The sequence below is a fragment of the Westiellopsis prolifica IICB1 genome, from assembly GCF_004323185.1.
Classification (GTDB): domain Bacteria; phylum Cyanobacteriota; class Cyanobacteriia; order Cyanobacteriales; family Nostocaceae; genus Pelatocladus; species Pelatocladus prolificus_A.
Genome location: NZ_NAPS01000001.1, coordinates 947,207 through 970,496, shown reverse-complemented (window position 1 = coordinate 970,496; position 23,290 = coordinate 947,207). Strand labels below are relative to the sequence as shown.

22 protein-coding genes are annotated in these 23,290 nt (G+C 40.8%); 10 read left to right on the top strand and 12 right to left on the bottom strand.

Features of this window, described 5'->3' with window-relative positions; translation table 11 throughout:
- Positions 1-173: 173 nt before the first annotated feature.
- The 4 genes from B4U84_RS04150 to B4U84_RS04135 form a co-directional block, all read right to left on the bottom strand.
- The gene (locus B4U84_RS04150) at positions 174-641 is read right to left on the bottom strand and encodes a cupredoxin domain-containing protein (RefSeq protein ID WP_017309632.1); all 468 of its coding nucleotides are present in this window, start codon (positions 639-641) and stop codon (positions 174-176) included.
- Positions 642-727: 86 nt separating this feature from the next.
- Positions 728-3,583 carry a M16 family metallopeptidase gene (locus B4U84_RS04145; RefSeq protein WP_131115716.1) on the bottom strand — a complete coding sequence of 952 codons (2,856 nt, stop codon included), beginning with the start codon at positions 3,581-3,583 and terminating at the stop codon, positions 728-730.
- Positions 3,584-3,910: 327 nt separating this feature from the next.
- The gene (locus tag B4U84_RS04140) at positions 3,911-4,363 is read right to left on the bottom strand and encodes a VOC family protein (protein WP_044451855.1); all 453 of its coding nucleotides are present in this window, start codon (positions 4,361-4,363) and stop codon (positions 3,911-3,913) included.
- Positions 4,364-4,490: 127 nt separating this feature from the next.
- Entirely contained in the window at positions 4,491-5,000 is a 510-nt protein-coding gene (locus B4U84_RS04135; protein ID WP_476426357.1) for a TIGR02652 family protein, read from the bottom strand.
- A gap of 199 nt (positions 5,001-5,199) precedes the next feature.
- On the opposite strand from B4U84_RS04135, the gene B4U84_RS04130 reads away from it, so the two are divergent.
- The 5 genes from B4U84_RS04130 (at position 5,200) to B4U84_RS04110 (ending at position 9,374) form a co-directional block, all read left to right on the top strand.
- Positions 5,200-5,718, top strand: coding sequence for a gamma carbonic anhydrase family protein (locus tag B4U84_RS04130; protein WP_017309636.1), 519 nt, complete (start codon positions 5,200-5,202; stop codon positions 5,716-5,718).
- A gap of 231 nt (positions 5,719-5,949) precedes the next feature.
- Positions 5,950-6,075, top strand: coding sequence for a photosystem II protein Y (locus B4U84_RS04125; protein WP_017309637.1), 126 nt, complete (start codon positions 5,950-5,952; stop codon positions 6,073-6,075).
- Positions 6,076-6,207: 132 nt separating this feature from the next.
- Positions 6,208-7,494: a bifunctional folylpolyglutamate synthase/dihydrofolate synthase gene (locus B4U84_RS04120; protein ID WP_131115712.1), complete on the top strand. Its 1,287-nt coding sequence runs from the start codon at positions 6,208-6,210 to the stop codon at positions 7,492-7,494.
- A 428-nt stretch (positions 7,495-7,922) separates the two neighbouring features.
- Positions 7,923-8,558 (top strand): sterol desaturase family protein, encoded by a 636-nt coding sequence (locus tag B4U84_RS04115; protein ID WP_476422717.1) that lies wholly within the window; start codon positions 7,923-7,925, stop codon positions 8,556-8,558.
- A gap of 141 nt (positions 8,559-8,699) precedes the next feature.
- On the top strand, positions 8,700-9,374 hold the full coding sequence (locus tag B4U84_RS04110) for a response regulator transcription factor (RefSeq protein ID WP_131115710.1): 675 nt from the start codon (positions 8,700-8,702) through the stop codon (positions 9,372-9,374).
- Between the two features lie 114 nt (positions 9,375-9,488).
- Here the strand turns inward: B4U84_RS04110 and B4U84_RS04105 are convergent, their stop codons facing one another.
- Complete coding sequence (locus tag B4U84_RS04105; RefSeq protein ID WP_017309641.1) at positions 9,489-11,702, bottom strand: phosphoketolase family protein; 2,214 nt, start codon at positions 11,700-11,702, stop codon at positions 9,489-9,491.
- A 649-nt stretch (positions 11,703-12,351) separates the two neighbouring features.
- Positions 12,352-13,071, bottom strand: coding sequence for a response regulator transcription factor (locus B4U84_RS04100; protein ID WP_017309642.1), 720 nt, complete (start codon positions 13,069-13,071; stop codon positions 12,352-12,354).
- Between the two features lie 1,017 nt (positions 13,072-14,088).
- Between B4U84_RS04100 and B4U84_RS04095 the strand changes: the two genes are divergently transcribed.
- Complete coding sequence (locus tag B4U84_RS04095; protein WP_131115708.1) at positions 14,089-14,718, top strand: CPP1-like family protein; 630 nt, start codon at positions 14,089-14,091, stop codon at positions 14,716-14,718.
- 99 nt (positions 14,719-14,817) lie between these two features.
- Here the strand turns inward: B4U84_RS04095 and B4U84_RS04090 are convergent, their stop codons facing one another.
- On the bottom strand, positions 14,818-15,522 hold the full coding sequence (locus B4U84_RS04090; RefSeq protein ID WP_131115706.1) for an HAD family hydrolase: 705 nt from the start codon (positions 15,520-15,522) through the stop codon (positions 14,818-14,820).
- A 217-nt stretch (positions 15,523-15,739) separates the two neighbouring features.
- Between B4U84_RS04090 and B4U84_RS30320 the strand changes: the two genes are divergently transcribed.
- Positions 15,740-15,898: a hypothetical protein gene (locus B4U84_RS30320; RefSeq protein WP_165490243.1), complete on the top strand. Its 159-nt coding sequence runs from the start codon at positions 15,740-15,742 to the stop codon at positions 15,896-15,898.
- Here the strand turns inward: B4U84_RS30320 and B4U84_RS31885 are convergent.
- Positions 15,885-16,007, bottom strand: coding sequence for a hypothetical protein (locus B4U84_RS31885; protein WP_278248284.1), 123 nt, complete (start codon positions 16,005-16,007; stop codon positions 15,885-15,887). The two genes, B4U84_RS30320 and B4U84_RS31885, sit on opposite strands and share 14 nt — an antisense overlap.
- 22 nt (positions 16,008-16,029) lie before the next feature.
- On the opposite strand from B4U84_RS31885, the gene B4U84_RS04085 reads away from it, so the two are divergent.
- A complete protein-coding gene (locus B4U84_RS04085) occupies positions 16,030-16,416 on the top strand; it encodes a helix-turn-helix domain-containing protein (RefSeq protein ID WP_242677527.1) in 387 nt (128 codons plus the stop codon).
- Between the two features lie 144 nt (positions 16,417-16,560).
- On the opposite strand, the gene hppD is transcribed toward B4U84_RS04085, so the two are convergent.
- Positions 16,561-17,655, bottom strand: coding sequence for a 4-hydroxyphenylpyruvate dioxygenase (gene hppD, locus B4U84_RS04080; protein ID WP_131115704.1), 1,095 nt, complete (start codon positions 17,653-17,655; stop codon positions 16,561-16,563).
- A 316-nt stretch (positions 17,656-17,971) separates the two neighbouring features.
- Positions 17,972-18,925, bottom strand: a complete 954-nt coding sequence (locus tag B4U84_RS04075) for an energy-coupling factor transporter transmembrane component T family protein (protein ID WP_017309646.1) — start codon at positions 18,923-18,925, stop codon at positions 17,972-17,974.
- On the opposite strand from B4U84_RS04075, the gene B4U84_RS30315 reads away from it, so the two are divergent.
- Entirely contained in the window at positions 18,924-19,073 is a 150-nt protein-coding gene (locus B4U84_RS30315) for a hypothetical protein (RefSeq protein WP_165490242.1), read from the top strand. The genes B4U84_RS04075 and B4U84_RS30315 overlap by 2 nt on opposite strands.
- Positions 19,074-19,093: 20 nt before the next feature.
- Here B4U84_RS30315 and der read toward each other — a convergent pair whose 3' ends face one another.
- On the bottom strand, positions 19,094-20,455 hold the full coding sequence (gene der / locus B4U84_RS04070; protein ID WP_017309647.1) for a ribosome biogenesis GTPase Der: 1,362 nt from the start codon (positions 20,453-20,455) through the stop codon (positions 19,094-19,096).
- 277 nt (positions 20,456-20,732) lie between these two features.
- On the opposite strand from der, the gene B4U84_RS04065 reads away from it, so the two are divergent.
- Positions 20,733-21,509: a glucosamine-6-phosphate deaminase gene (locus B4U84_RS04065; RefSeq protein ID WP_131115702.1), complete on the top strand. Its 777-nt coding sequence runs from the start codon at positions 20,733-20,735 to the stop codon at positions 21,507-21,509.
- An 18-nt stretch (positions 21,510-21,527) separates the two neighbouring features.
- Here the strand turns inward: B4U84_RS04065 and trpE are convergent, their stop codons facing one another.
- Positions 21,528-23,051, bottom strand: coding sequence for an anthranilate synthase component I (trpE, locus tag B4U84_RS04060; RefSeq protein WP_131115700.1), 1,524 nt, complete (start codon positions 23,049-23,051; stop codon positions 21,528-21,530).
- Positions 23,052-23,290: the final 239 nt, after the last annotated feature.

Sequence of the window (23,290 nt, the reverse complement as noted above, 5' to 3'; positions counted from 1 at the left end):
AGTTGAAAAATAATATCTATATTTAAATTAACGTATTTTTACCTTCTGATTTAAAAATCGGTGTAGGGGTGTAAGGGTGTGGGGGTGTAGGAGAAGTTATATTTTTATGCTTTGTAGTGAAGTTTTTTGATTGGGACTGCTTTCTCCAGTAATAACTGATAACTGTTTACTGTTTACTGAATTACAATATCTCCTGTCATCCCAGCTTCAGTATGTCCTGGGATTGGACAATGTAAGCCATACTTACCAGGCTTAAGTGGTACAAATACCCACTCAGCTTCAGCACCTGGTTTGAGTTCTATTTCATGAATGGCCCCTTTCACTTCTACTTTGCCAGCTTCGACTTTTTGTGTCCAAATTCCATCAGCAAAATCCTTGGCAGTAAAGTAATGCTTTTGATTGCTAGGATTGATCAACTTAAGTTTGTATCGTTTACCTGCCAAAAATTCTAGATGATTTGGCTCATACTTCAGTTCATTGGTAAAATTACCGAGGCTAACCGTAATTTCTGTAGGCGGCTGCTTCAGTAAATCTCCAGATAAGCTTGCTGCTTCCACTGGAGTAGCAATGAAGATTGTGAAACTTAGGAGAATTAATATTACAAGGCCTATAGGTTGTAACACTTCTAGGAATTTTTTCATTTGTCTTTTGTTATTTGTTATTTGTTATTTGTCAGTGGATAGGAAACTCTTAACAGGGAGATAAACTAATCAACCATGACCAATGACTAACGACTCTCTGCTACTACCGTTGGTCCAGCAGTCACAACTACAATTTTATCTGGATGGAGTAGCTCACGACTTGCTTGATTGACTTGCTCAAGGGTGACTGATGCGATTTTACTTACAAAAGAGTGCAATTCTTGCTTATCCAATCCGTACACCTGGTTCATCAAAATTTTGTATGACAATTCGTCTGGGTTGGCAAGAGAAACATTGTAGTTACTGATCAAGGTGCGCTTTGCTGTTTCTAATTCCTCAGAGGTAACACCTTGCTGATGAATTTCTTTTAGTAGTCGGCGGGTACTGTTGATCGCACGAATGGTATCTTCCGGTGCTGTTTGCATTTCAATCAAAAATATACCAATGTTTTTGCCAACTTGGAAGGTGCTATAAATTCCGTAAGTTAGACCTTGGCGATCGCGTATTTCTGCCCCTAGTCTACTAGATAAAGTATCACCGCCCAATATTTGATTTAACACCAAAGCTGCGTAATATCGCTGGTCTTTGCGGTTAATTCCCGTATTACCCATATAAGTAACAGCTTGGGTTTTACCTGGTAATACCGGATTTAGACGCACAATTCTGTTTGGTATTGATACCACAGGATATTCGATTTTTGGGGCTTGACCGCTAACTTCCCAGTTACCGAATTCAGCTTCAATGAGCGATCGCACATTCTTAGGATCAAAATCTCCTACCAGTGTTAGCACTGTTGTATCTGGACGGTAATGCTTTGTTTTAAAAGCAATTAAATCTTGTCGGCGAATGCGCTGCAAAGTTTTTGCTGTCGCAAATTTGTGCAGTGGATGAGTTTTTGGATACACAGATTGCACAAATGCTCTTTTCGCAACTTCTGTGGGGTCGTCTAATTCTTCCTTCAGATCAGTTAAAGCTTGTTGTCGAGTCAGTTCTAATTCTTTAGCTGGAAAAGTTGGATTTTTGATTACATCTGCTAAAGTATCTAGAACAATAGGCAAGTCTCCTGCCAAGGCGCTACCTTGAATTTCTGTTCCTTCACGATAAGATTCAAAATCTAAACTAGCGCCCCGTTCATCTAAAGTCTTAGCTATAGCCAACACATCTCTAGTTTTAGTCCCGTTCATCAAGTTCTCTGCCACAAGAGATGCTAGTCCAGCTTTATCTTCTTGATCAAATTCATTACCAGCTTTAATATAGCCACTTAAAGTTACTGTCGGAGTACTGTTGTCTGGTAACAACAACACCTCAATACCATTAGATAATTTGAATTGTTCTGGTAAAGTCAGGTTAGTGGAATGTGTAGTCAGATCTACAGGTGGTAAATATTTCATCACCTCTGTAGGCACTTTAGATGTATTTTCTGAGAAATTTTCATTTATGAGTGTGGAGTGTAATTTTCCATCACTCTTTTGTGATGACTGGATTTGGGTTGGTTCAAAAATGCCAAATGAGCGTGCTTTTAGTTTCAAGTATTTATTTGCAACACGTTGCACATCCTTAGCAGTTACCCGACGGACTGCTGCTAGATAGCGATCTGTATAATGATAATCACCAACTGTAGTTTGATCGTTACCAATTTGTATAGCTTGACTAGTAATATCACGGTTATTCAAAACTACAGCAGCTTCTAACTGCGCTTTGGCGCGATTCACCTCTTCTATTTTTGCTTGCTGTGAAGCCAGAGTGGCGATCGCCTTTTGCATGACAGCATCAATTTTTGTCAAGTTTTCACCAGGTGTAGCAGTCACAGATAATTCATACCAACCAGCTTCCCGCAAACTGACAATGGAACCTGTGACATCAGTGGCCATCCCAGATTCTACCAATGCTTGATCTAAGCGAGAATTCCGTCCCTCTGTCAAGATATAATCCATCACATCTAATGCTGGGATATCAGGGTGATTTGCATCTGGTAAAGGATATATTGCATGTAATAATGCATTTGCTCCCGGTTCGCGCAAGACTATGGGGGATTGGAAAACTTTTTGACTGTTGACTATCGCTTCTTGACTTTTGACGCTAGTAGAGACGCGATTAATCGCGTCTCTACTCTTGACACTTGATTCTTGACTTTTCTGGATTTTTCCAAATACATCTTTAACAACTTTGAGAGTTTTAGCTGTATCAAAATCACCAACAATTACCAAAACAGCATTGTCAGGTCTGTAGAATTTACGGTAGTATTCCTGTACCTGTTGAACTTGAAATTTCTCAACATCAGCTTTAGTACCACCCACAGGTAGGCCATAAGGATGTTCAGGAAATACTTTTTGTAACACTGCACGGTTGAGGCGATACTCTGGGCTATTTTCGTAACCTTGTAACTCAGAAATTACCACCCGCTTTTCACTTGCTAATTTTTCTGCATCAATCAGAGCATTTTGCATTCTGTCTGCTTCTAGCATCAGTAGAGCGTTGAGCTTATCACGTTCTGCTGTGCCATAGTATGCAGTCTGATCATAACTAGTGAAAGCATTGGAGTCGCTACCTAAAGCACTAAACAAACGTCCAAATTGAACCGGACGGTCTTTTGTGCCTTTGAACATCATGTGTTCTAATTGGTGGGCGATACCATTTACACCTGCTTGCTCATTGCGAGAGCCAACTTCATACCATACTTGTACTGACACTACTGGTGCTGAATGAACTTCCTTGGTCAGCACAATCAGACCATTTTCCAGTACTGTCTGGTAAACATTTTCTGTCACGTAAGTTTTGCTTGTTTTATTTAATTCTTTTTCTCTGTGTATTTCTACTATACTAGAAATTGCGTTAGTGTGACTGATCGCTGATCCATCACTGAGTAGCAAAACCGCAATTAACCAGAGAGTTAACACAATTATTGAAAAACGATATCTATGCAACTTTTTAAACACAGACATGTATTTGTTTGATTACTCTGTAAATTAAATTACAGAATTTTTCTATGACTATAGTGTATTACTGCCAGGGATTTTGTTACCTCAGCAACACTACAGAAAAAGAATATTCTACAGAGAAAGCAATAAAATGACAACTAGCTGAGGATTGAATTTTTGAGAAAGGGGATCGGGGATCGGGAATCGGGAATCGGGAATCGGGGATCGGGAGACCTGTTGATAGTTTCTCCGCTTCACCGCATCTCCTACTCTCCCTTATGACCGTGTCTTATTCTGATCCCCGATCCCTTATCCCTTATCCCTTATCCCTTATCCCTTATCCCCGATCCCTTATCCCCGATCCCCTAGTGTTGCTAAAACTCGAATTAATTCCAAAGGTAAGCCGTCAGCATCAGCAATAAAAGCGACTTCATAAACGCGATCGCCTATTTGCTGTTGTGTTGGTTCTAATAAAACCTTTAGTGGTTGTAAAAATTCTGGTTGATTTTGTGCAGCCACATCAAAGGATTCTTTTAATTTTGCCAAGTAGCTAGGTAAATCGGTTGTGAGTTCAGTCAGATCAAAAGACAAGTGATAGTAGCCAACATAATGTTCGTCAGCAAATGCATCTGGTGCTGGTTTTGGTTCGGGTATTTGAATCAGCTCTATTCTGCCGCTTAGTCCTTCCATCCAACAAGCAAGGGTGTAACCCGTGGTGAAGCGTTCACAAACTGTAAATCCAAGTTGTTCGTAGAAGGCGATCGCTTTATAAATATTAGCGGTACGAATAGAAGCGTGGTGCATAATTTTGTGATTGGGCATTGGGTATTGGGCATTGGGCATTGGAATAACCAACAATTAATTATCACCAATTACTAACTATCAATGATTGACAAATGACCAATGACAAATGACCAATGACTAATAACTATTATTCAAATAATCGAAAATAAGGGTAGCGCACAGGCACACCAGGTTCTTTTTCCAAATCAAAATTAATTACTTCCCAACAAGGTTCGTCTGTAGAATCAGGGCTAAACTCTACTGGTAAACCATAGAGTCGCGCCGAATTTCCTTCAGATTGTCCTCCCCGCCAAGGAGTACTGCGTTCTAAGTACCCACTCATCAACTCCTGATAGCGGCGAGCGATAATCACTCGTGTTGCTCGATAACCTTGTGTATATAATTTGTCTAAGGCTTCGTGAATTTCAAATCGAATGCCATCGGGATGGGTATGTTGCCGATACCATTCTCCGTCCCACCTGCGCCAATGACGCCCGGATTGCAAATGAATTAACTCTTCTGTTTTTGGGTTGGCTTCAAACGCGCCATGACGAGGACACAGATAGGTATCTGTTAGTGTCAGTGCCGGAATTGTCTGTCGGCAGTGGGGACACTGGATGTCGGGACCAAATATAGGGTACTGCAAGCCTGGATTCATCATGAAGTGCGTATAAGAAGAATAGTTTTGTCTTCACCAGTGACGTTGCTTTTTGTTACACTTCTGCGCCACATGATAAGGGTATCTACTGACTGCTGCCTCAGCGAACAGGCTCGAAGCCGTGATATTCTGGTTTTGCAACCAATCTCCAAAGTTGGAATTTGTCCAGTGTTCCTGAGTACCATATTCATATTCTATCGTGTCTAACACTTCCTATTGGTCTTCTCCTGATATTTCTCAAGCTGCCTTCGTTGCACCAAACGCTGTTGTGATCGGTTTAGTGAATATAGCCGCCGACGTTAGCATTTGGTATGGAGCAGTTATTAGGGGAGATGTGGAACGTATTGAAATCGGCGAATGCACAAACATTCAAGATGGAGCAATTCTACACGGTGATCCGGGTAAGCCCACAATCCTAGAAGATCATGTTACCGTAGGGCATCGGGCTGTGGTACATTCTGCCTACATTGAACGTGGTAGCTTGATTGGGATTGGAGCAGTGATTTTAGATGGGGTAAGAGTTGGCGCTGGGAGCATAGTAGGGGCTGGTGCAGTCGTAACCAAAGATGTACCACCCCAATCCCTTGTAGTTGGGACTCCTGCCAAGATAATGCGTCAAGTTACTGACACTCAAGTAGCAGAACTTCTCGAACACGCTGAACGTTACAAAAAGTTAGCTTTAGTTCATGCTGGAAAAGGGACTGATATTGGCTTTTAGCGCACCCAATTGAGGGACACGGGGACAAGGAAAGGGAGACAAGGGAGACAAGGGAGATAAGGGAGACAAGGGAGAGAATAAACACCAATGACAAATGACAAATGACAAATGACTAATTTTGTAACGAATCTTTACATATTTGTTGGGAAAAATTGTCCACTTCAGCTAAAAATGAAAAAATGAGAAGTGTTGACAATACTTTAAGTTGTACTTAAGAGAGGACTACTACATATGGACATAGATATGCGTGTGGCTATTGTGTTGGCACCGGTTGCGATCGCAGCTGGTTGGGCATTGTTTAATATTGGTGCTGCTGCTTTAAGACAAGTACAAAACTTTTTGAATAGAGAAGCATAAAATATACTCAGTATCATTAGTCTGATACCGACTGTTCTCACTAAAGAGAAACAGTCGGTTTTATGGTTTTAATAAGTTGTTTGTTGTTTGTTTATTGACAACCAACTACCAACCATCAACCTTTAAAAACTTGTGGATATAGACTCTCTATTAAAACCTTTTCAACATTTTGGTGTGCGGTTGGGACTTGAGTCCAGCCAAAAATTGTTGGCAAATCTTGGTAATCCCCATCATCAAGTTCCGATAATCCATGTTGCTGGTACTAACGGTAAAGGTTCTGTTTGTGCCTATCTTTCTTCGGTGATTACGGAGTCGGGATATCGCACCGGACGCTACATATCTCCCCATTTAGTTGATTGGACAGAACGCATTTGTATTAACCAACAGCCAATTTCTTCTAAGGAATTTTGCGATTTATTACTAGAAGTTAAAGCTGCTATTTCCCCAAATGATGATCTACCGACTCAGTTTGAGGTGATTACCGCAGCAGCTTGGTTATATTTTGCTCAACAAAAAGTTGATGTCGCAGTAGTAGAAGTTGGATTGGGAGGACGCTTAGATGCTACTAATGTCTGTAACCAACCTCTTGTTACAGTTATTACATCTATTAGTCGTGAACATTGGCAAATACTCGGCCCCACCGTTGCTGACATCGCTAGAGAAAAAGCGGGGATTCTTAAACCAGGATGTCCGGTGGTGATTGGCCCTTTACCATCTGATGCAGAACAAGTTGTGCGATCGCGTATTGCAGAACTAGAATGTCCTATATTTACACCACAACCTGCACATCAAATTGATCCAGAATGGGTAGAATATCAATCAGTTTTTGACTCCAAAAAAATCAAGTATCCCCTACCGCTCCAGGGACAAATTCAGTTGACGAATTCAGCCATAGCTTTATGTGCTTTAGAAATTTTGCAACAAAATAATTGGCAAATTTCTGAGCAAGCCATTATCAATGGTATGAGCAAAATCAAGTGGCCGGGACGGATGCAATGGATGACTTGGAAGAATCATCAACTATTGCTTGATGGCGCTCATAACCCAGCTGCTGCTCAAGTTTTGCGAAATTATGTAGATGTTTTATTAAATACTAAAGAAATTGATTCCCAATCCAAAATAGGCGTGACTTGGGTAATGGGAATGCTTTCTACAAAAGATCATCAGGAAATTTTTCAAGCTTTACTCAGACCAAATGATCAGTTGTATTTAGTACCAGTACCTGATTATAGTTCAGCTAATCCTGATGAATTAGCAAAATTAGCTAATGAGATTTGTCCAGAGTTAAGTGTTTATAATTGTTTTCCAAATGTAACATCCGCGTTAAAAGTAGCTTTTTCTTTGGGGGAAGATTTGGTTGTTTTATGTGGTTCGTTGTATTTAATTGGGGATTTTTTGAAACACTCAAAAATTAAATAGCTGTGATTCCACCCCTGTTGATCATGCAAAGCAATGCGATCAAAATCATTCCTAATTTTTTGACATACCTCCTTGTCCTAAAGTCCAAGGATTCCTTAATGGTTCATTGGGTTGTGCGTTTTTATATGTGGATTTAAACCCCAACTCAAAACGATCAATCCCGAAGCGTCGGAACAATTCGTTTTACTTGCGACTTGCGACTTCCTAGTTCCGACTTCGTTAACACTGCTTGCGATAGAAGCCAGGAATAAGTAGAACTGTTACGCTTCAATCTGTAAATAAACTGAAAATTAGTGCAAAATTTGTTATTAATACTACAGAAATTCGGGTTTTATTGGTTGGCATTTTTCGGAATTATTATAGTCCGATACTTCCTTGTCGCTGGGGGAGCATACTGGTTCTTCTATTCGGTTATGGGAAAACCTTTCGTGAAGCGGAGGTTACACCTAAGACCTGTAGCTTGGAAATCAATTCGACAGGATATTGAACTGTCGCTTCTCTCTGCGGTCTTTTTTGGGCTGTGCGCCGCCTTCATTATGTCAGCATACGATTCGGGAGTCACACTTTTGTACACTTCTGTCAATAAGTATGGACTGTGGTACTTAGGGGTCAGTTTTGTTGGAGTACTTGTCATCCAAGATGCGTACTTTTACTTTTTTCATCGAGCATTTCACCACCCTTTATTCTTCAAGTGGCTACACTATGGTCATCATCGTTCAGGAGACCCAACACCTTGGACATCCTTCGCCTTCGACCTACCAGAAGCTATCATCCAAGGTCTTTTCTTTGTAGGGATAGTTTTTCTGATTCCCCTTCACTTTATTACCTTAATTGCTGTCCTCATGACCATGACAGTATGGGCTGTGTTTACCCATCTGGGATTTGAACTGTTTCCCCCACGATTTTGGTTTTTTCCCCAATGGCTGGGAAAATGGTTCATTGGTTCGACACATCACGCCATACATCATCACAAGTACAGAGTACATTACGGGCTATATTTTACGTTCTGGGACAAGCTGCTGGGAACTCATGATCCTAATTATGAGGTAAAAAAAGGGGTGTAGGGGAAGTAAGGGTGTAGGGGTGTAAGAATAGTCATATAGTTTAACTATTATTACTAATACTTTGCGGGTTGGCGATCGCATTCTTCAATATATGGAATAAGCAAACCATGAGCAAAGCTCTCATCTGGTAAAAGTAAAAATATGACAGCACACATCCTGTTAGTTGAAGATGAAGTGAAATTAGCTAGATTTGTTGAATTGGAACTGACAACTGAAGGCTATCAGGTGAGTGTGGCACATGATGGTATGACTGGATTGACACTGGCGCGAGAATCATCACCAGATTTAGCAATTCTCGATTGGATGCTACCAGGATTATTAGGTGTAGAAATCTGTCGGCGTTTGCGATCAACAGGTAGTTCAATACCAATTATTTTGTTGACAGCAAAAGATGAAGTGAGCGATCGCGTAGCTGGTTTAGATGCGGGTGCTGATGACTATGTAGTCAAACCTTTTAGCATAGAAGAATTGTTAGCGAGAATTCGCGCTCATCTACGTCGCACCCAAGAAACAGATGAGGATCTATTGCAGTTTGAAGATTTGAAACTCAATCGCCGTACTCGTGAAGTTTTCCGAAATCAACGTGCAGTTGATTTAACAGCCAAAGAATTTGATTTATTAGAATATCTCCTCAGTCATCCTCGTCAGGTTTTCACCAGAGACCAAATTTTAGAAAAAGTATGGGGTTATGACTTTATGGGTGATTCTAATATTATTGAAGTCTATGTGCGTTACTTGCGTCTAAAACTAGAAGAAAACAACGAAAAACGCCTAATTCATACAGTGCGTGGAGTAGGATATGCCTTAAGGGAGTGATCGGGGATCGGGGATCGGGGATCGGGGAATAGGAATTGCTGTTTATTCTCTCCCTTGTCTCCCTTGTCTCCCTTGTCTCCAATCCCCAATCCCCGATCCCCGATCCCTAATCACTCAATGCACTAACTCAATTGCTCTTTTCGTCAACGCTTCTGCTGTCAAACCATTAAACGCCATCAACTCGCCTGCACTTGCTGTGGTTTCTCCACGTCTCCAGGCGAAGGTATCGCGCTTGCTTGTACTCCTTAACATAATTGGTTCTAACATTGCTGCTGCACCACCAGTCACACCAATTAACGCATCACCACCAAACAATTCGGCAAATTTTTCATCATTGATAAAACCACCTTCCGGTTCGGTGCAGGTATCCCAACCTGTGTCATGGGGACGATATAAACGACGGGGGTTAATAATAGAAACTATCTTCACCCCGATACCTTCTGTTTCTAAGAAAGCTGCTGCTTCAAACACTGGAATTAATGTCATGTCGCCAATCACAGCAAACACTACTTGCTGATCTCCAGCAACATCTTGCAACACCACCGCACCATCTTGTAAACCATGACGAGTCATATTAAAAGTAGTGCGAATTGGTAATGGTGATTTACTCGCGGTGATCACAATTCCCTTATTTTTGGTTCTCAAAGCCCAGTCATAACAAACTTGAATGCTGTTAGCATCAGGAGGGAACAAAGGGAAAACATTCCCATTCCGCATCATCGCTGCAAAGTAAGCTTCAATTTCTGGACGTTGGTGAGTCCAACCATTGCGTCCTTGTTCTAAAGCGCCGGCGGTGAATAATGTAATTGTCGAGGGAGTCGGACGTCTCAATTCTGCCATTGCTTGGGTGACCGTTTGCCAAATTGGTAAACCGTTAATCGCAAAAGATTCGTAGGAACACCACAAACTTCTAGCACCCATCAACGACATACCCGCAGCTAACCCAGCACAAGCATCTTCACTCAGAGGTTCGTAAACTTGTCCACCTGGTGCTTGATTATATAAGTCGTCGGTTGTGGGGTGAATAATTTTTAAGGCTTGGTTGATATTAGCAATACCTGATGCTTCGTTTCCGTCGGCGTTGGTAACCAAAAAGTTTTCATCCATTTGTCCAACTTTTGCCACTAAACGTCCCATGGCTGTTGTCGAAACTTTCGGATCACCACCCACAGTATATTCTTCTAAAGGCAATTCGCCTAAATCTGGCAAAGGATATTCAAATTCGGTAACTACTGTTTTTGCTGCTGGGCCTCCACCTGCGCGTTCGCAGTTTGTCCGTACAACTTGCCAAGCTTGCAGCGGTAAGGCGCGTTCTTTGAGTGCTTTTACAATATGGGGTGCATCCAGGGTATCTTTTGGATACAGGTTATGAGACTTTGCACCCCGCGCATGGACACCTGCGCCTTTGAGTTGTTTAATAATAAATACAGTTAGCTTACCACTCAAAGCGGATCGCGCGGCTTCATCTATACCTAAAAGTACTGCTTTGGTAAAAGCTAAACGTTGGGCAAAAGAAAAGGCGGTACTGTCTACGTAATTTACCGGTTGGTCTTTGTCATCAAAATCTTTAGCATCTACCAACACGACTTCTTCAAAGCCGTTACCATGCCAGTATGCCATCATTTGAGCGTTGGTTTTAAGCGATACCATACTATGGTGTTCTTGGCTGTAACCGTTCCACACCAACACCGGCAAAAAGTTAGTTACACCAGGGTAAGCGGTATGGAAATGAGCCATCGAACTCATAATATAAGGTTCACCTAATCCGCCATCGCCAAGGGTGAAGGGAAACAGCTTATCTTTATTTAACAAAGCAGCCGCCATGGCAAAATGTTGCCCTTGTCCCAAAGGGCCTGCTGGTGCAAGAATTCCGGGAATATAACCAGACAGGTGTCCCAACAGTCCATGTTTTTCGCGGAAGCGATCGCGCAATTGTTGTACTGTATCAATGCCCATGTCTTCTAGAGAACGATCTAAGAACATGGCACTATAAAATCCGGGGGCGTGGTGTCCCACTTCCGTAATAATATTTTTGTAACCAAGCATGACCAAAGCTGCATAAGCTTCCGCTTGAGAGGCGAAACCACCAGGGTGTCCAGAGGCTTTACTTCCGGTAATTTGCAGTGTCAGATAACGCAAAGCATCCGCAAATAGCAAGGTTTGGTATACTGCTGCTGGTTCTTCTGGATTGGCGATCGCTTCTTTTGCTGACTCTATGACTGGATTTACACCATAAGTTTCAAATTCCGGTAAAGCTTCACCAAAATATTGAATTCCTTCACAAAAATGGGGAAGCGCTGAAGTTACCTTGGAAGTAGTTGCCGTCATGCTAAGTACCTTGCTAACTCAAACGGAGATACTATAGCAATCCTAAATGACTTGTGAAAATTGAGAGGCCAGATCCCCCAGTTCCCCCACCTCATCAAAAGTCGGGGATCTTGTTGTTCATTAAGGATTTAGGAATGCTATATGAATTACTATAGATGTTCGCCTATTTAACAAAAATTTTACAACTTCACGCTTGTTACAATTGATTGCTATTCAACATCGTCAAGATAGGTAGCTTCTATTGGTGGTCAATGGGTACTCGTTTGTGGTAAACGTGAATTTAGGGAATGCCATCGCTCATCAGTAAAATATAGGACTTATACCATTTCACAAAAAACCTGATACAAATACAGACCCTGTACCAGACGCGATATATCGCGTCTGGTACAAAATTTATATGTATCGTAATTAATGTGAATTGGTATTACGCAAAAACTCTCCCAAACTCTTATTTCTACCTTTCAGGACGCCACTGCGTGTCTACGTGTCCTACCCTACGGGAAGTCGCTTGCGCGTCTAATGCGTCCTACTCTACCTTGAAGCCGCTGACGCGTCTACGTGGTACCCAAAGGAAAGCCTATGAGCGTCCTTTGTAACAGACCAATAACCAATAACCAATAACCAATGACCAATGACCAATGACCAATGACTACTGTGGTTTGTCTGACTGTTGAGATTGAGGAGGACATTCAAATTTATAGCCAACACCACGTACAGTCTGAATTAATGCTGGTTGGCTAGCATCAACTTCTATTTTCTTGCGAATTTGACCTATGTGTACATCTACAACCCGTTGGTCACCGACGTATTCATAATCCCAGACTTCTTGGATGAGTTCAGCTCTTCGCCAAACTCGACCTGGATGACTAGCCAAAAAATGCAACAAGTCGAACTCCAAAGCAGTTAGGGGTACTGGTTCATGATTGAGTGTTACTTCTCGCCGCACCGGGTCAATCATCAACTTTTCAAAGATTAGACGTTTCTGTTCTGCTGTAGTTACAACTCTTTGACGCCGCAAAATAGCTGCGACTCTGACTTCAAGTTCTCCCAATCCAAATGGTTTGGTGAGATAGTCATCAGCACCTTTAGAAAAGCCGCGAATCTTGTCAGCTTCATCTGCACGGCTGGTTAACATCAGAACAAAAACCCCATTGCGGCTTTGCATTTCTTGACAGAGGTTGAAGCCGATCATGTCTGGTAAATTAACATCCAAAATGACCAAATCTGGATTAAATTGCTCAAACAGAGCTAGAGCTGTTTTACCATCTTCAGCAGCCTCCACCTGATAGTTCTGCTTCATCAAAAAGCGTTGGATTAAATTCCGTACCGCAGGGTCGTCATCGACAACAAGAATCTTGGCGGGAGCCATGACCATCACTTTACACAAAAATTTATTAGGATAAACATACAGGTTGCGCTAAAAACGCATTTCCTGCCGAGGACAAAATAAAATCTACAAGGTTAAGGCATAAATTTCCTGAATGATCCAAATATTAGTTTAATCAGGATTTTCGACTACTAGAGTGCGAATCTTAAATTATCATGCCACCCTGAACTTTTTTAGGCTAATAGTTGTTAACCTTGGTTGTAACAAGTAGATGCTCTTACGTTAGCCGCAATACTAAGTAAATTAAGATACTTTTATATCTTTATCACTTAGTGATTTCAACGCTATTAATTTTAAATCTATATGCGGCTTTATGGTACAAGAGTAATGTAAGGCTTTTTAATTAAAACTTAATCAAGGTACATTCAACAACCAAATTGGAAAGGGAAAAGGTATTTTTTTCATAAAAAAAAGGTTTGTAGGTATTTTTAACTCAAATTCTAGAGTAGAGCTAGAATTTGTGAACGACATGAGGGGATACACGGAGTTATAGCAATATGTTAAAGTGTTTATAGTTAAAAGTACCAGTTCAATTCTGCTTATTGAAAACTTTGGATTGAAAGCCCCCTCATTATTAAGATGGCTTTTGATAAAATTTTGATAAAATTTTATAACATAACTTATATCCACAACACAGGCAGAGTCTCGCCTTATGGCTTCAGAACCTGTCTAGAAATGGTCGGTCTTTGCACCAGAAGAGTTTTGCGCGAGCTGGTCATTGAACTTTGTCAGATATCGGTGGAACATACCGAGGTGATGCTTGTGGAGGGTAAAGTAATCTGAAGTTTCGCTGTATGGATTTGTCCTTAGGTCATTTTCGATCTCCCGTGGAACCAATAATCCCTGTACTTTCAGGACAGGGAGTGTCAAAGGTGCTACGATTCAGGTATGATATATAATAAATTGACCGAAACATTGGTTTCGACCGACATAAAATCTCAACTTATTTTTTTGTAAATAAATATTGCTGCCGAGTAAGGCTAAACCAACAAACTCACCATGAGCGAGCAAACTCCCTACGAAAAACTTGGGGTATCTGAAGAAGCTAGCTTCGATGAAATTCAAGATGTTCGTAATCGCCTCTTGCAGCAACATAGCGGCGACAGCAAGCGTCTAGAAGTAATCGAAACGGCTTACGATGCGATTTTGATGGATCGCTTGCGGATGCGCCAAGAAGGAAAGATTAAAGTACCAGAACGCATCCGATTTCCAGAACGCCTTGTCCAAGCACCTCCAAAAGAAACTCCGGCGCCTCGCGAAAAGTCGCCTATATGGCTGCAAAATTTTCTAGATAAACCAACACCAGCAGATGTAATTTTACCTGGTGCTTGGTATCTGGGTTTAAGTGCCATCAGTGTGTTTTACCCAGGCGGTGGCGATCAAGTTTTACAAATGGTGTTAGTAGTTGGTGTAGGTATTAGTATTTACTTCATTAATCGTAAAGAAGGTAAATTTGGTCGAGCAGTTTTATTTATTCTAGTTGGTCTAATTACTGGTTTAATTGCTGGAGGAATAATTGCTAATTTGATATTGCCACAAATACAGCCGTTTGTTAGTCTGACACCAAATCAGTTTTCTACGGTGGTAACTTTTGCTTTATTGTGGTTGATTAGTAGTTTTCTTAAGTAATAACTCGAAAAAGGGAAAAGGAAAAAGGAGAATGATCAAATGGTACTCAAAAAACTCCTTTAACCTTTAACCTTTAACCCTGACCCAGTTGATTAGCAATTATCTAGTAGCTGTTGGTTGTAAAACTTGCTCTAAAACTAAATCAACAGCAGCACTGAAATTTTTAACAATAAAATCTGGCTGATAAAATTCCAATTGTGCGCGATCGCGGATACCACTCTCTACAGCAATTGCCTTGATCCCATGCTTTTTAGCAGCAGTGATATCAGCTTCTGTATCTCCTACCATCCATGTATCTGTAGCGGCTGGTAGTTCTTTTAACGCTCGTGCCATCAATAAAGGTTTATCATCAATGTCACGAGTTTTCACATAATCATTACTCAGACAATAACAGCGATTCTTGGGGAAAAATTTACTTAAATCATACTGTTGGAAAGCATAATCTAGCTCTCTGACTCGGCGCATAGTCATAACCGCTAAATCAACGCCAGCTTCTTGAAGTTTTAACAAAGTATCCACAGCACCATCTGCTAGGCGATCATACTGGAAATAAGGTTCTGTATGTACCGTATTTCGCCGCAGCTTGGAAAACTCTTGCGCTTGTAATTCATCTAAACCAGAAGCCATAGCAATTTGGGTTTCACCGATGCGCGATCGCTTCATTTGCCAAAATTCTGCTTTTGAAAGTTCTCGCACTGGTTGAGATGGACGGCGAATTTGCTGTAAACAGAACTGATACACACGATAGTATCGTTCTGAAACATCCATAATTGGGCCGTCAAAGTCTGTAATAAGTCTTAACATTTTGTTAAAAAAATAATACTTAAATTTACCTTTACACTAGCCCAGATTTAAGCATGTTTGAGTTTTAAATATTTAATGAATGAGTTTTGGATTACTAATCAGATAGATGTAGGTTTGCGATCAGCTTCTAAATAAAAAACGTTACCGCAGTGAAGTACTTTCTTGCGGCAACAACGAAAGATGAATAAAATAGAAAAAAGGCAATTGGAGATATACTATGCCTACTGTTTATTTAAAAGACGGAGAAACTGTAGAGGTCAGTCTAGAAGACTTAGAAGATTACCTATACGAAAATCAGAAGCACATTGAGACTCGCCGCAAAAAACTGCGTAGACCTCTTACAGACAGTGCTGTAACTTTTACTAGCAGTAAATAATTACCGTTACATCAGGTAAATATTCTGCTTCAAACTCTCCATTTGCTAACTGGTCTTTAGTTTTAGCAAAATAAACATTACAACTGACAAAAATTCTGTATTCCGTCATTGGTTCGTCATTTGGTGATGGAATGTATTCTTTTTCTGCTCCTTACGAGTTTCGGATTTATGCTCATGCAGTTCGCAGAACAGGAGGAAAGCTGGATGGTAAGTATTTTGCTAGTTTGAGTAAGACAGCAGAAATTTGCCAGATGAGTGTTCGTAAAGCCCAGTACGCACTGAAATTTCTTTGCGAAGCAGGTTTTTTAATTCAGGAAAAGCGTAAAGGGCGAACAGATCAGTACAGAATAAATCACAGCCGTGAATGGGCGAAGTCAGAAGATTTAGAAGCAATTCGAGAAAGAGTTACAGGTTTTAAGAGAAAGCGTACTAAGGATAAAAATAAATCAGCGAAATCTAAAGATTCAGCAACGGAAAAACATAGTGAAACTGAGAATTTCAGTTCACCAACTGCTTAGAATCATGTGTAGTGACTTTTTTTGGGGCTTGTATCAAACATAGCCCCAATTCCAGTTTCTTGCTTCTATAAAGTATTAATTAATCCATAAAGATACCTAGTACCAAAGTAAAATGACCGCCTACTAACCTCTACCCTCTATTCTCTAACAAGCACCTCGTTTCATTTGTTCTCGTTCTATGGCTTCAAATAAAGCTTGAAAATTGCCTTCACCGAAACCTTGAGCTTGACGACGACGTTCTATGAATTCAAAGAAAAAAGTCGGCTGTCCAAAGATAGGCTGAGTGAAAATTTGTAGTAGTAAAGCATGAGGAGTCTGTGGGTTCCAGTCCACCAAAATTTCTTGTTGAGCGATCGCTTCTAATTGCTCACCAGTCAGGGGAAGTTCTCGACGTTCTTTGATCTGGGAGTAATAAGTTTGGGGAACTGGGAGCAAAGATAAACCACAAGCACGAAATTGAGCGATCGCACTGACAATATTCACAGTACGTAAAGCAATATGTTGAATTCCTGGCCCTTGATTAACATTTAGAAATTCCTGAATTTGGGAATTAGCTGAAGTTGGTTCGTTAATGGGCAATTGTACATTGCCACAGCGAGAAACCATCACTTGGCTAGACAAAGAAGAGCGATCAGTTTGAATTTTAAATGTCTGCTGGGGTTGAAAATCAAGAATTTTTTCATACCACCTTACCGCACGCTCTAGATCACCAACTGCGACATTGAGGACAATATGATCTATGGCGGTGATTGAAGGGGAGGTACAGACTAATGTTTCACTATTGTCTGCATCTTCCGAAACTGCATTAGTTAAAAAACCTCTTTCAATCAACGTATGTGTTACACAACCCCAAGCAGCTATTTTGCTCCACTGAATGTATTTATCTCCTTGTTGATGATATTGAATGGGTTGTAATACTTTAGCACCGTATGCTTGAGCGCGAGCGATCGCTGCTTCTACATCTTCAATTGCAAAAGCAATATCTGCTACACCGGGGGGATGTTGACAGAGAAAATCTGCGACTGGACTGATAGGTAATAGTGGTGAAGACAACAAAAAGCAAACAGAACCACTTTTCACTGCTTCTGTACAGGTGTGAAAACTACTTTCGTTGTCTATGTGTATAAAAGGGGTTAAGAGTGTCGAACTTTCAACGGTTTGAAAACCAAGATGACTGACAAACCAATCACGCCAAGCTTTAGCATCTTCCACGTAAAAGTGAACCCAATTAATTTTCATAAGGTAAGAGAATCCAGCACGACAGCCTATCTGTCTCGTTATTTTGCCTTTTTTGCTGAATTTTCAAGTCATTCCTAAGCAAGATAATTTGTCATTTGTCATTGGTCATTTGTCATTGGGAATTGGGCCGAAGTGCATTGATGTTTATTCTCTCCGTTGTCTCCGTTGTCTCCGTTGTCTCCGTTGTCCTCCTTTTCTCCCTTGTCTCCGTTGTCTCCCTTGTTCTCCTTGTCTCCGTTGTCTCCGTTGTCCTCCTTTTCTCCCTTGTTCCTCTTACCAATTTTTAATTTTTAATTGATCAGTCTCCCAACTTCCACTAAATCTCGCTACCGATCGCCAACCGTACTCCCCAAAAGATAATTAAAGCTGCAATAGCTAGCCCGTCACGTCTTTTGAGGCGTAAATCGTGCCATTGGACTCGATGTTCATTGGGGCTGGTAAAACCTCTTACCATCATTGCATTCGCCATTTGTTCTGCTCTTAGTAGTAGATTTTCCAAAAGCCTCTCTGCTACTAGCATCCAAACTTTGGTTGCTCCTTTGAATCCCAATTTTTTCCAATTTATTGCTCTTGTCATGACAGAGCGAACTAAATTCTGAATTTCTTCTAATACCAAAGGTATAAACCGTAACGATAAAGTCAACATTAATGTAATTTCAGTTACAGGTATATTAAACCTTTGTAGCGGTTGCATTAAGCTTTCGAGAGCGGCTGTGATTTCTTCTGGTGCGGTTGTTAATAGATATAAATTAGTACTATAAATAACAGTAAATAATATTGTACTTAGGCTGATTGCTAAATATAAAGAACGACGAGTTACTTTGATTGCGCCTTTTTCAAATAGTACGTAACTATATTTTTGTTGCTTGTGAGTGGGTAAGGTTTTACTAGTTGAAGTTGCAGTTGCAGTTGCAGTTGCAGAAATAGTTGGATTTGGTTGCTGAGTTAAGATGAAATCGTTAGCTGGTAAGCGTGGTTGATAGCTTATACCCAAACCATCAGGGCTAATAGCACCAATCACTAACACAAAAAAGCATAGCATTAGTAACCAGCCCATCTGCTGCTGCCAAACTCGCTTAGGAATTCTAGCGATTAAGGTAGCAAGAATCAACAATGCTACTAGTAACACTCGCCACAAGTTGTTAGCAAAAATGTAGGTTGTGAGAAAGCTCATCAACCAGATAAACTTGACACGTGGGTCAAGTTTATGTAACCAAGTTTGCGGTTGTTCTAGATAAAGACCTATTGGTAGCGATCGCAGTAAATCCATGTTTAGTCATTGGTCATTGGTCATTGGTCAAGTGTCATTGGTGATTGGTTATTGGTTATTTATCATTGGTCAATTGGCTGCTCATCTGTTGATGGTACAAGCTCCTAGATTTCATAAAGAACCAATCCAAAATCTAAAATCCGAATGACAAATGACAAATAACAATAATTACACGCGGGCTGCTCTATTATTACTAGCATTTTCCACATCTCGTGCTTTTTTACTCCGCCAGAAGAATCGGATCGGCGTACCCTTAAATCCTAATTGCTGTCGGAATTGTCGTTCGATATAGCGGCGGTAGTTATCGTTAAAACGTTTAGCATCATTGACAAACAATGCTATTGTCGGTGGCCGAGTGGTAACTTGTGTACCGTAATAAATTTTACCTTGTTTGCCACTACGGCTGACTGATGGTGAATGCCAGCGAACAGCTTCCTCTAGAACTTCGTTGATTACCGACGTACTGACGCGACGCTTATGTTCCTCCGCTGCTTGCTCCACCAATTCCAAAATCTTCTCTACTCTTTGTCCAGTCAAAGCGCTAACAAAAATAGTTTCCGACCACTCAGTAAAATGCAGCCTTTCTTGCAAATGTTTTTCGTAATCGTAGATAGTATAAGAGTCTTTGTCTACCGCGTCCCACTTATTGACCACAAGAACACAGGCCCGACCTTCTTCGATTATCCGTCCAGCTAATTTTTGGTCTTGTTCAGTAACACCATCAATAGCATCAACAACCAATAAAACTACATCGGCGCGACGAATTGCTTTAAAAGCGCGGTTAATACTAAAAAACTCAGGCCCATATTCTACGTTTTTCTTTTTGCGAATTCCGGCGGTGTCGATCAAAAGATAGGTTTTACCATCACGTTCTATCTTAGTATCAATTGCATCGCGGGTAGTACCAGAAATTGGGCTAACAATTGCTCTCTGTTCACCAACAAAAGCATTCAATAAGCTTGATTTTCCGACATTTGGGCGTCCGACAATTGCGATTTTGATTTCATCAATGTCTGGAATATTTTGAATTGGTGGTAAATAATTTACCAATACATCTAGCAAATCTCCCGTACCACTACCATGAATAGCAGAGACGGCGAAAGGTTCACCTAATCCTAAATTCCAAAATTCAGCAGCTTGGATTAAACCTTGTTCTGGAGATTCACATTTATTTACAGCCAACAGCACGGGTACAGGTTGTTGTCGTAACCATGTAGCGATTTCTTCGTCAGCTGCTGTCGATCCAGTCATACCGTCAACTACAAAAATTGCCGCACTGGCTTCCGCAAGCGCAGCCATAGCTTGTTGGCGAATTAATGGTAAAAATTCGGTGTCATCATTAAAGACTAAACCACCAGTATCGACAACCATAAATTCACGATCGCGCCAAAAAGCAGGTAAGTATGTGCGATCGCGCGTTACTCCCGGTTGATCATAAACAATAGCAGATTGCTCTCCCGCCAAACGATTGACAAAAGTCGATTTACCCACATTCGGGCGACCAATAATAGCTACGATAGGAAGTTTCATAATCTCGATGCAGAATACTGCAAATCTTTATTGTAGCGATTAGAGCGGTTCTTTTTATCTGTTTACCATTTAATTGTAGAACTTACGCACACTCTATTAATCCTTGGCGTTCTCGGCGTCTTGGTGAGACCAGCCCCCGTCTTGGCGGTTTCCGTCACGTAGACGCGGAGCGGCTTCCCGTAAGGGTAGGGGGACTGGCGAACCCGAAGGGCGGTTCAATTAGAATTCAAATGTAACCAAGAGTCTATAAACAATAAACTATATTTTTGATAATTCAATGCCAGTCACCAAAAAAGTTTTTCGTGTTGATGACCTGAATGTGCAAATTTACAAGTGTGAAACTGAATTAGCCGATAATGTAGCAGAAATTGCCCGGAATTATTTACAAGAAATCCTCCAAAAAAATGGTCATGCTGCTGTATTGCTAGCCACAGGTAATTCTCAGATAAAATTTCTCAATGCATTGATAGCATTCGGTGGTATAGATTGGTCACGGGTTACTTGTTTCCATTTGGATGAATACTTAGGAATTTCTGCTGATCATCCTGCTAGTTTTCGACACTATCTACGAGAACGTTTTCACAAACGAGTCAATTTGAAAGAATTTCACTATATCGAAGGTAACGCTTTAGAACCTCTAGTAGAATGCGATCGCTACAGCAAATTATTGCAAGCACAACCAATTGATTTATGTTGTTTAGGTGTGGGAGAAAACGGACACATTGCTTTCAACGATCCATCTGTGGCTAATTTCCAAGATGCTGACAGTGTGAAATTAGTGAAATTAGATCAAGCTAATCACGAACAGCAAGTCAAGCAAGGCCATTTTCCAAGTTTAGAAGCTGTACCAAAATATGCTTTTACAGTTACGATTCCCATGATTTGCTCTGCAAACAAAATTTTCTGTCTTGCACCAGGAAAGCATAAAGCTAAAATAGTGCAACAGATGCTACAAGAAAATATTAGTACAGCTTGTCCTGCTTCTGTTCTTCGCAAATATTCTCAAGCAACATTATTTTTGGATCAAGATTCTGCTTCATTGGTTAGTCAATAAATTTTTATATTTATATTTTTAACGCAAACAACGTATTGCTTCTAACAAACCTCTAGCTTTATTCAAAGTTTCTTCGTATTCTTTTTCTGGTTCAGAATCAGCTACCAACCCTGCGCCGGCTTGGACATATACCGTATTATTCCGTAGAATCATTGTGCGAATGGCGATCGCAGAATTCAATTGTCCTTCAAAATCGTAATATCCATACACACCGGAATACACACCGCGCCGGCTCGGTTCTAACTCATTGATAATCTCCATTGCGCGAATTTTGGGTGCGCCGCTAACTGTTCCAGCTGGGAAACAAGCTTTGAGTAAATCCCAAGCTGTTTTACCAGGTGCTAATTTACCCACTACATTGCTAACAATGTGCATCACATGGGAGTAGCGTTCAATGATCATTAACTCATCTACCTTCACCGTACCGCTTTGGCACACACGCCCTAAATCATTACGTCCCAAGTCAACAAGCATGACATGTTCGGCTATTTCTTTGGGATCTTTGAGTAATTCTTCTGCTAAAGCTATGTCTTGCTGGGGTGTTTTACCCCGTGGACGAGTACCAGCAATCGGACGCACTGTAGCCAATAAATCTCCTTCAAAATCGCGTTCGGCTTTTACCATGACTTCTGGACTCGAACCAATAATTTGCCAATCCTGGAAGTTGAAAAATGCCATGTAAGGAGAAGGATTAATCTGACGCAGAGAACGATACAAAGCAAAAGGATCGCCTGTGTATTCTGTTGATAAGCGCTGGGAAATTACTACCTGAAAGATATCCCCAGCTTTGATGTATTCTTTTGCCTTTTGAACGCTGTTACAAAATTTCTGACGGGTGAAATTACTCTGATACTCTTCTACTCCTGGTACTTCCGTTACTCTGTTACTTCCTGGAGGATTCCATTCTAATAAAGTATTTTGTCCAGATAAAGGCAGAGATAATTTATCGACCATGCGAGTCACGCGATCGCAAGCCTTTTGATAGGCTGTTTGTAAATCTACATCTGGATCACGCAAATCGGCGTAAGCAACAGCCCAAATTTTCCGCTTCACTTGGTCAAAAATTAACAGATGGTCTACCTGCATCCACACAGCATCAGGAATATTACGGTCATCTTGTGGATGAATTGGTACACGCGGCTCAATCCAATTGATTAATTCATACCCCCAAAACCCAAATAAACCACCAATTCCCGGTGGTAGCTGGGGTAATTTCACAGGATAAAAAGGTTCTAAACATTTTGTTAAAGCTGCAAATGGATCACCCGTAAATACAACTTGTGAACCATCACGGTGCATTTGAGTCGTGCGATCGCCCCTAACTTCTAAAATCCACAGTGGATCACAACCCAACAAACTATAACGCCCGATATTTTCTCCACCTTCTACCGATTCCAACAAAAAACTATAAGGTTGTCCAGCACAAACTTTATACCAAGCGGAAACTGGTGTATCTAAATCTGCTACCCATTCCTGATATACCGGGACAAAATTACCATTTTTAGCTAATTCGCAGAATTGAGAGAAATCAGGGAAAATCATAAAATCATCAAAAACAGGGAACAGGGAACAGGGAACAGGGAACAGGGAACAGGGAACAGGGAACAGGGAACAGGGAACAGAGAACAGGGAATGGGTGTGGATTTTCTTTTCCCTAATCTTTATTTCTTGTTTCCATATCTATGAGGTGTAATTAATTTATTTAGGCACTTATTTCAATGATTAAACACTAAAGCCAAACCATAAAATAACACTAGCCCTACGAAGAGCTGACTGTAGGG

What these genes read in the sequence shown, in the direction of transcription:
- hppD (WP_131115704.1), bottom strand. Translation starts at nt 17,655, where the DNA reads ATGAAAATTAATTGGGTTCACTTTTACGTGGAAGATGCTAAAGCTTGG.
- B4U84_RS04150 (WP_017309632.1), bottom strand. Translation starts at nt 641, where the DNA reads ATGAAAAAATTCCTAGAAGTGTTACAACCTATAGGCCTTGTAATATTA.
- B4U84_RS04110 (WP_131115710.1), top strand. Translation starts at nt 8,700, where the DNA reads ATGACAGCACACATCCTGTTAGTTGAAGATGAAGTGAAATTAGCTAGA.
- trpE (WP_131115700.1), bottom strand. Translation starts at nt 23,051, where the DNA reads ATGATTTTCCCTGATTTCTCTCAATTCTGCGAATTAGCTAAAAATGGT.
- B4U84_RS04105 (WP_017309641.1), bottom strand. Translation starts at nt 11,702, where the DNA reads ATGACGGCAACTACTTCCAAGGTAACTTCAGCGCTTCCCCATTTTTGT.
- B4U84_RS04135 (WP_476426357.1), bottom strand. Translation starts at nt 5,000, where the DNA reads ATGAATCCAGGCTTGCAGTACCCTATATTTGGTCCCGACATCCAGTGT.
- B4U84_RS04145 (WP_131115716.1), bottom strand. Translation starts at nt 3,583, where the DNA reads ATGTCTGTGTTTAAAAAGTTGCATAGATATCGTTTTTCAATAATTGTG.
- B4U84_RS04065 (WP_131115702.1), top strand. Translation starts at nt 20,733, where the DNA reads ATGCCAGTCACCAAAAAAGTTTTTCGTGTTGATGACCTGAATGTGCAA.
- der (WP_017309647.1), bottom strand. Translation starts at nt 20,455, where the DNA reads ATGAAACTTCCTATCGTAGCTATTATTGGTCGCCCGAATGTGGGTAAA.
- B4U84_RS30315 (WP_165490242.1), top strand. Translation starts at nt 18,924, where the DNA reads ATGTTTAGTCATTGGTCATTGGTCATTGGTCAAGTGTCATTGGTGATT.
- B4U84_RS04140 (WP_044451855.1), bottom strand. Translation starts at nt 4,363, where the DNA reads ATGCACCACGCTTCTATTCGTACCGCTAATATTTATAAAGCGATCGCC.
- B4U84_RS04125 (WP_017309637.1), top strand. Translation starts at nt 5,950, where the DNA reads ATGGACATAGATATGCGTGTGGCTATTGTGTTGGCACCGGTTGCGATC.
- B4U84_RS30320 (WP_165490243.1), top strand. Translation starts at nt 15,740, where the DNA reads ATGCCTACTGTTTATTTAAAAGACGGAGAAACTGTAGAGGTCAGTCTA.
- B4U84_RS04085 (WP_242677527.1), top strand. Translation starts at nt 16,030, where the DNA reads ATGTATTCTTTTTCTGCTCCTTACGAGTTTCGGATTTATGCTCATGCA.
- B4U84_RS04090 (WP_131115706.1), bottom strand. Translation starts at nt 15,522, where the DNA reads ATGTTAAGACTTATTACAGACTTTGACGGCCCAATTATGGATGTTTCA.
- B4U84_RS04095 (WP_131115708.1), top strand. Translation starts at nt 14,089, where the DNA reads ATGAGCGAGCAAACTCCCTACGAAAAACTTGGGGTATCTGAAGAAGCT.
- B4U84_RS31885 (WP_278248284.1), bottom strand. Translation starts at nt 16,007, where the DNA reads ATGACGGAATACAGAATTTTTGTCAGTTGTAATGTTTATTTTGCTAAA.
- B4U84_RS04100 (WP_017309642.1), bottom strand. Translation starts at nt 13,071, where the DNA reads ATGGCTCCCGCCAAGATTCTTGTTGTCGATGACGACCCTGCGGTACGG.
- B4U84_RS04075 (WP_017309646.1), bottom strand. Translation starts at nt 18,925, where the DNA reads ATGGATTTACTGCGATCGCTACCAATAGGTCTTTATCTAGAACAACCG.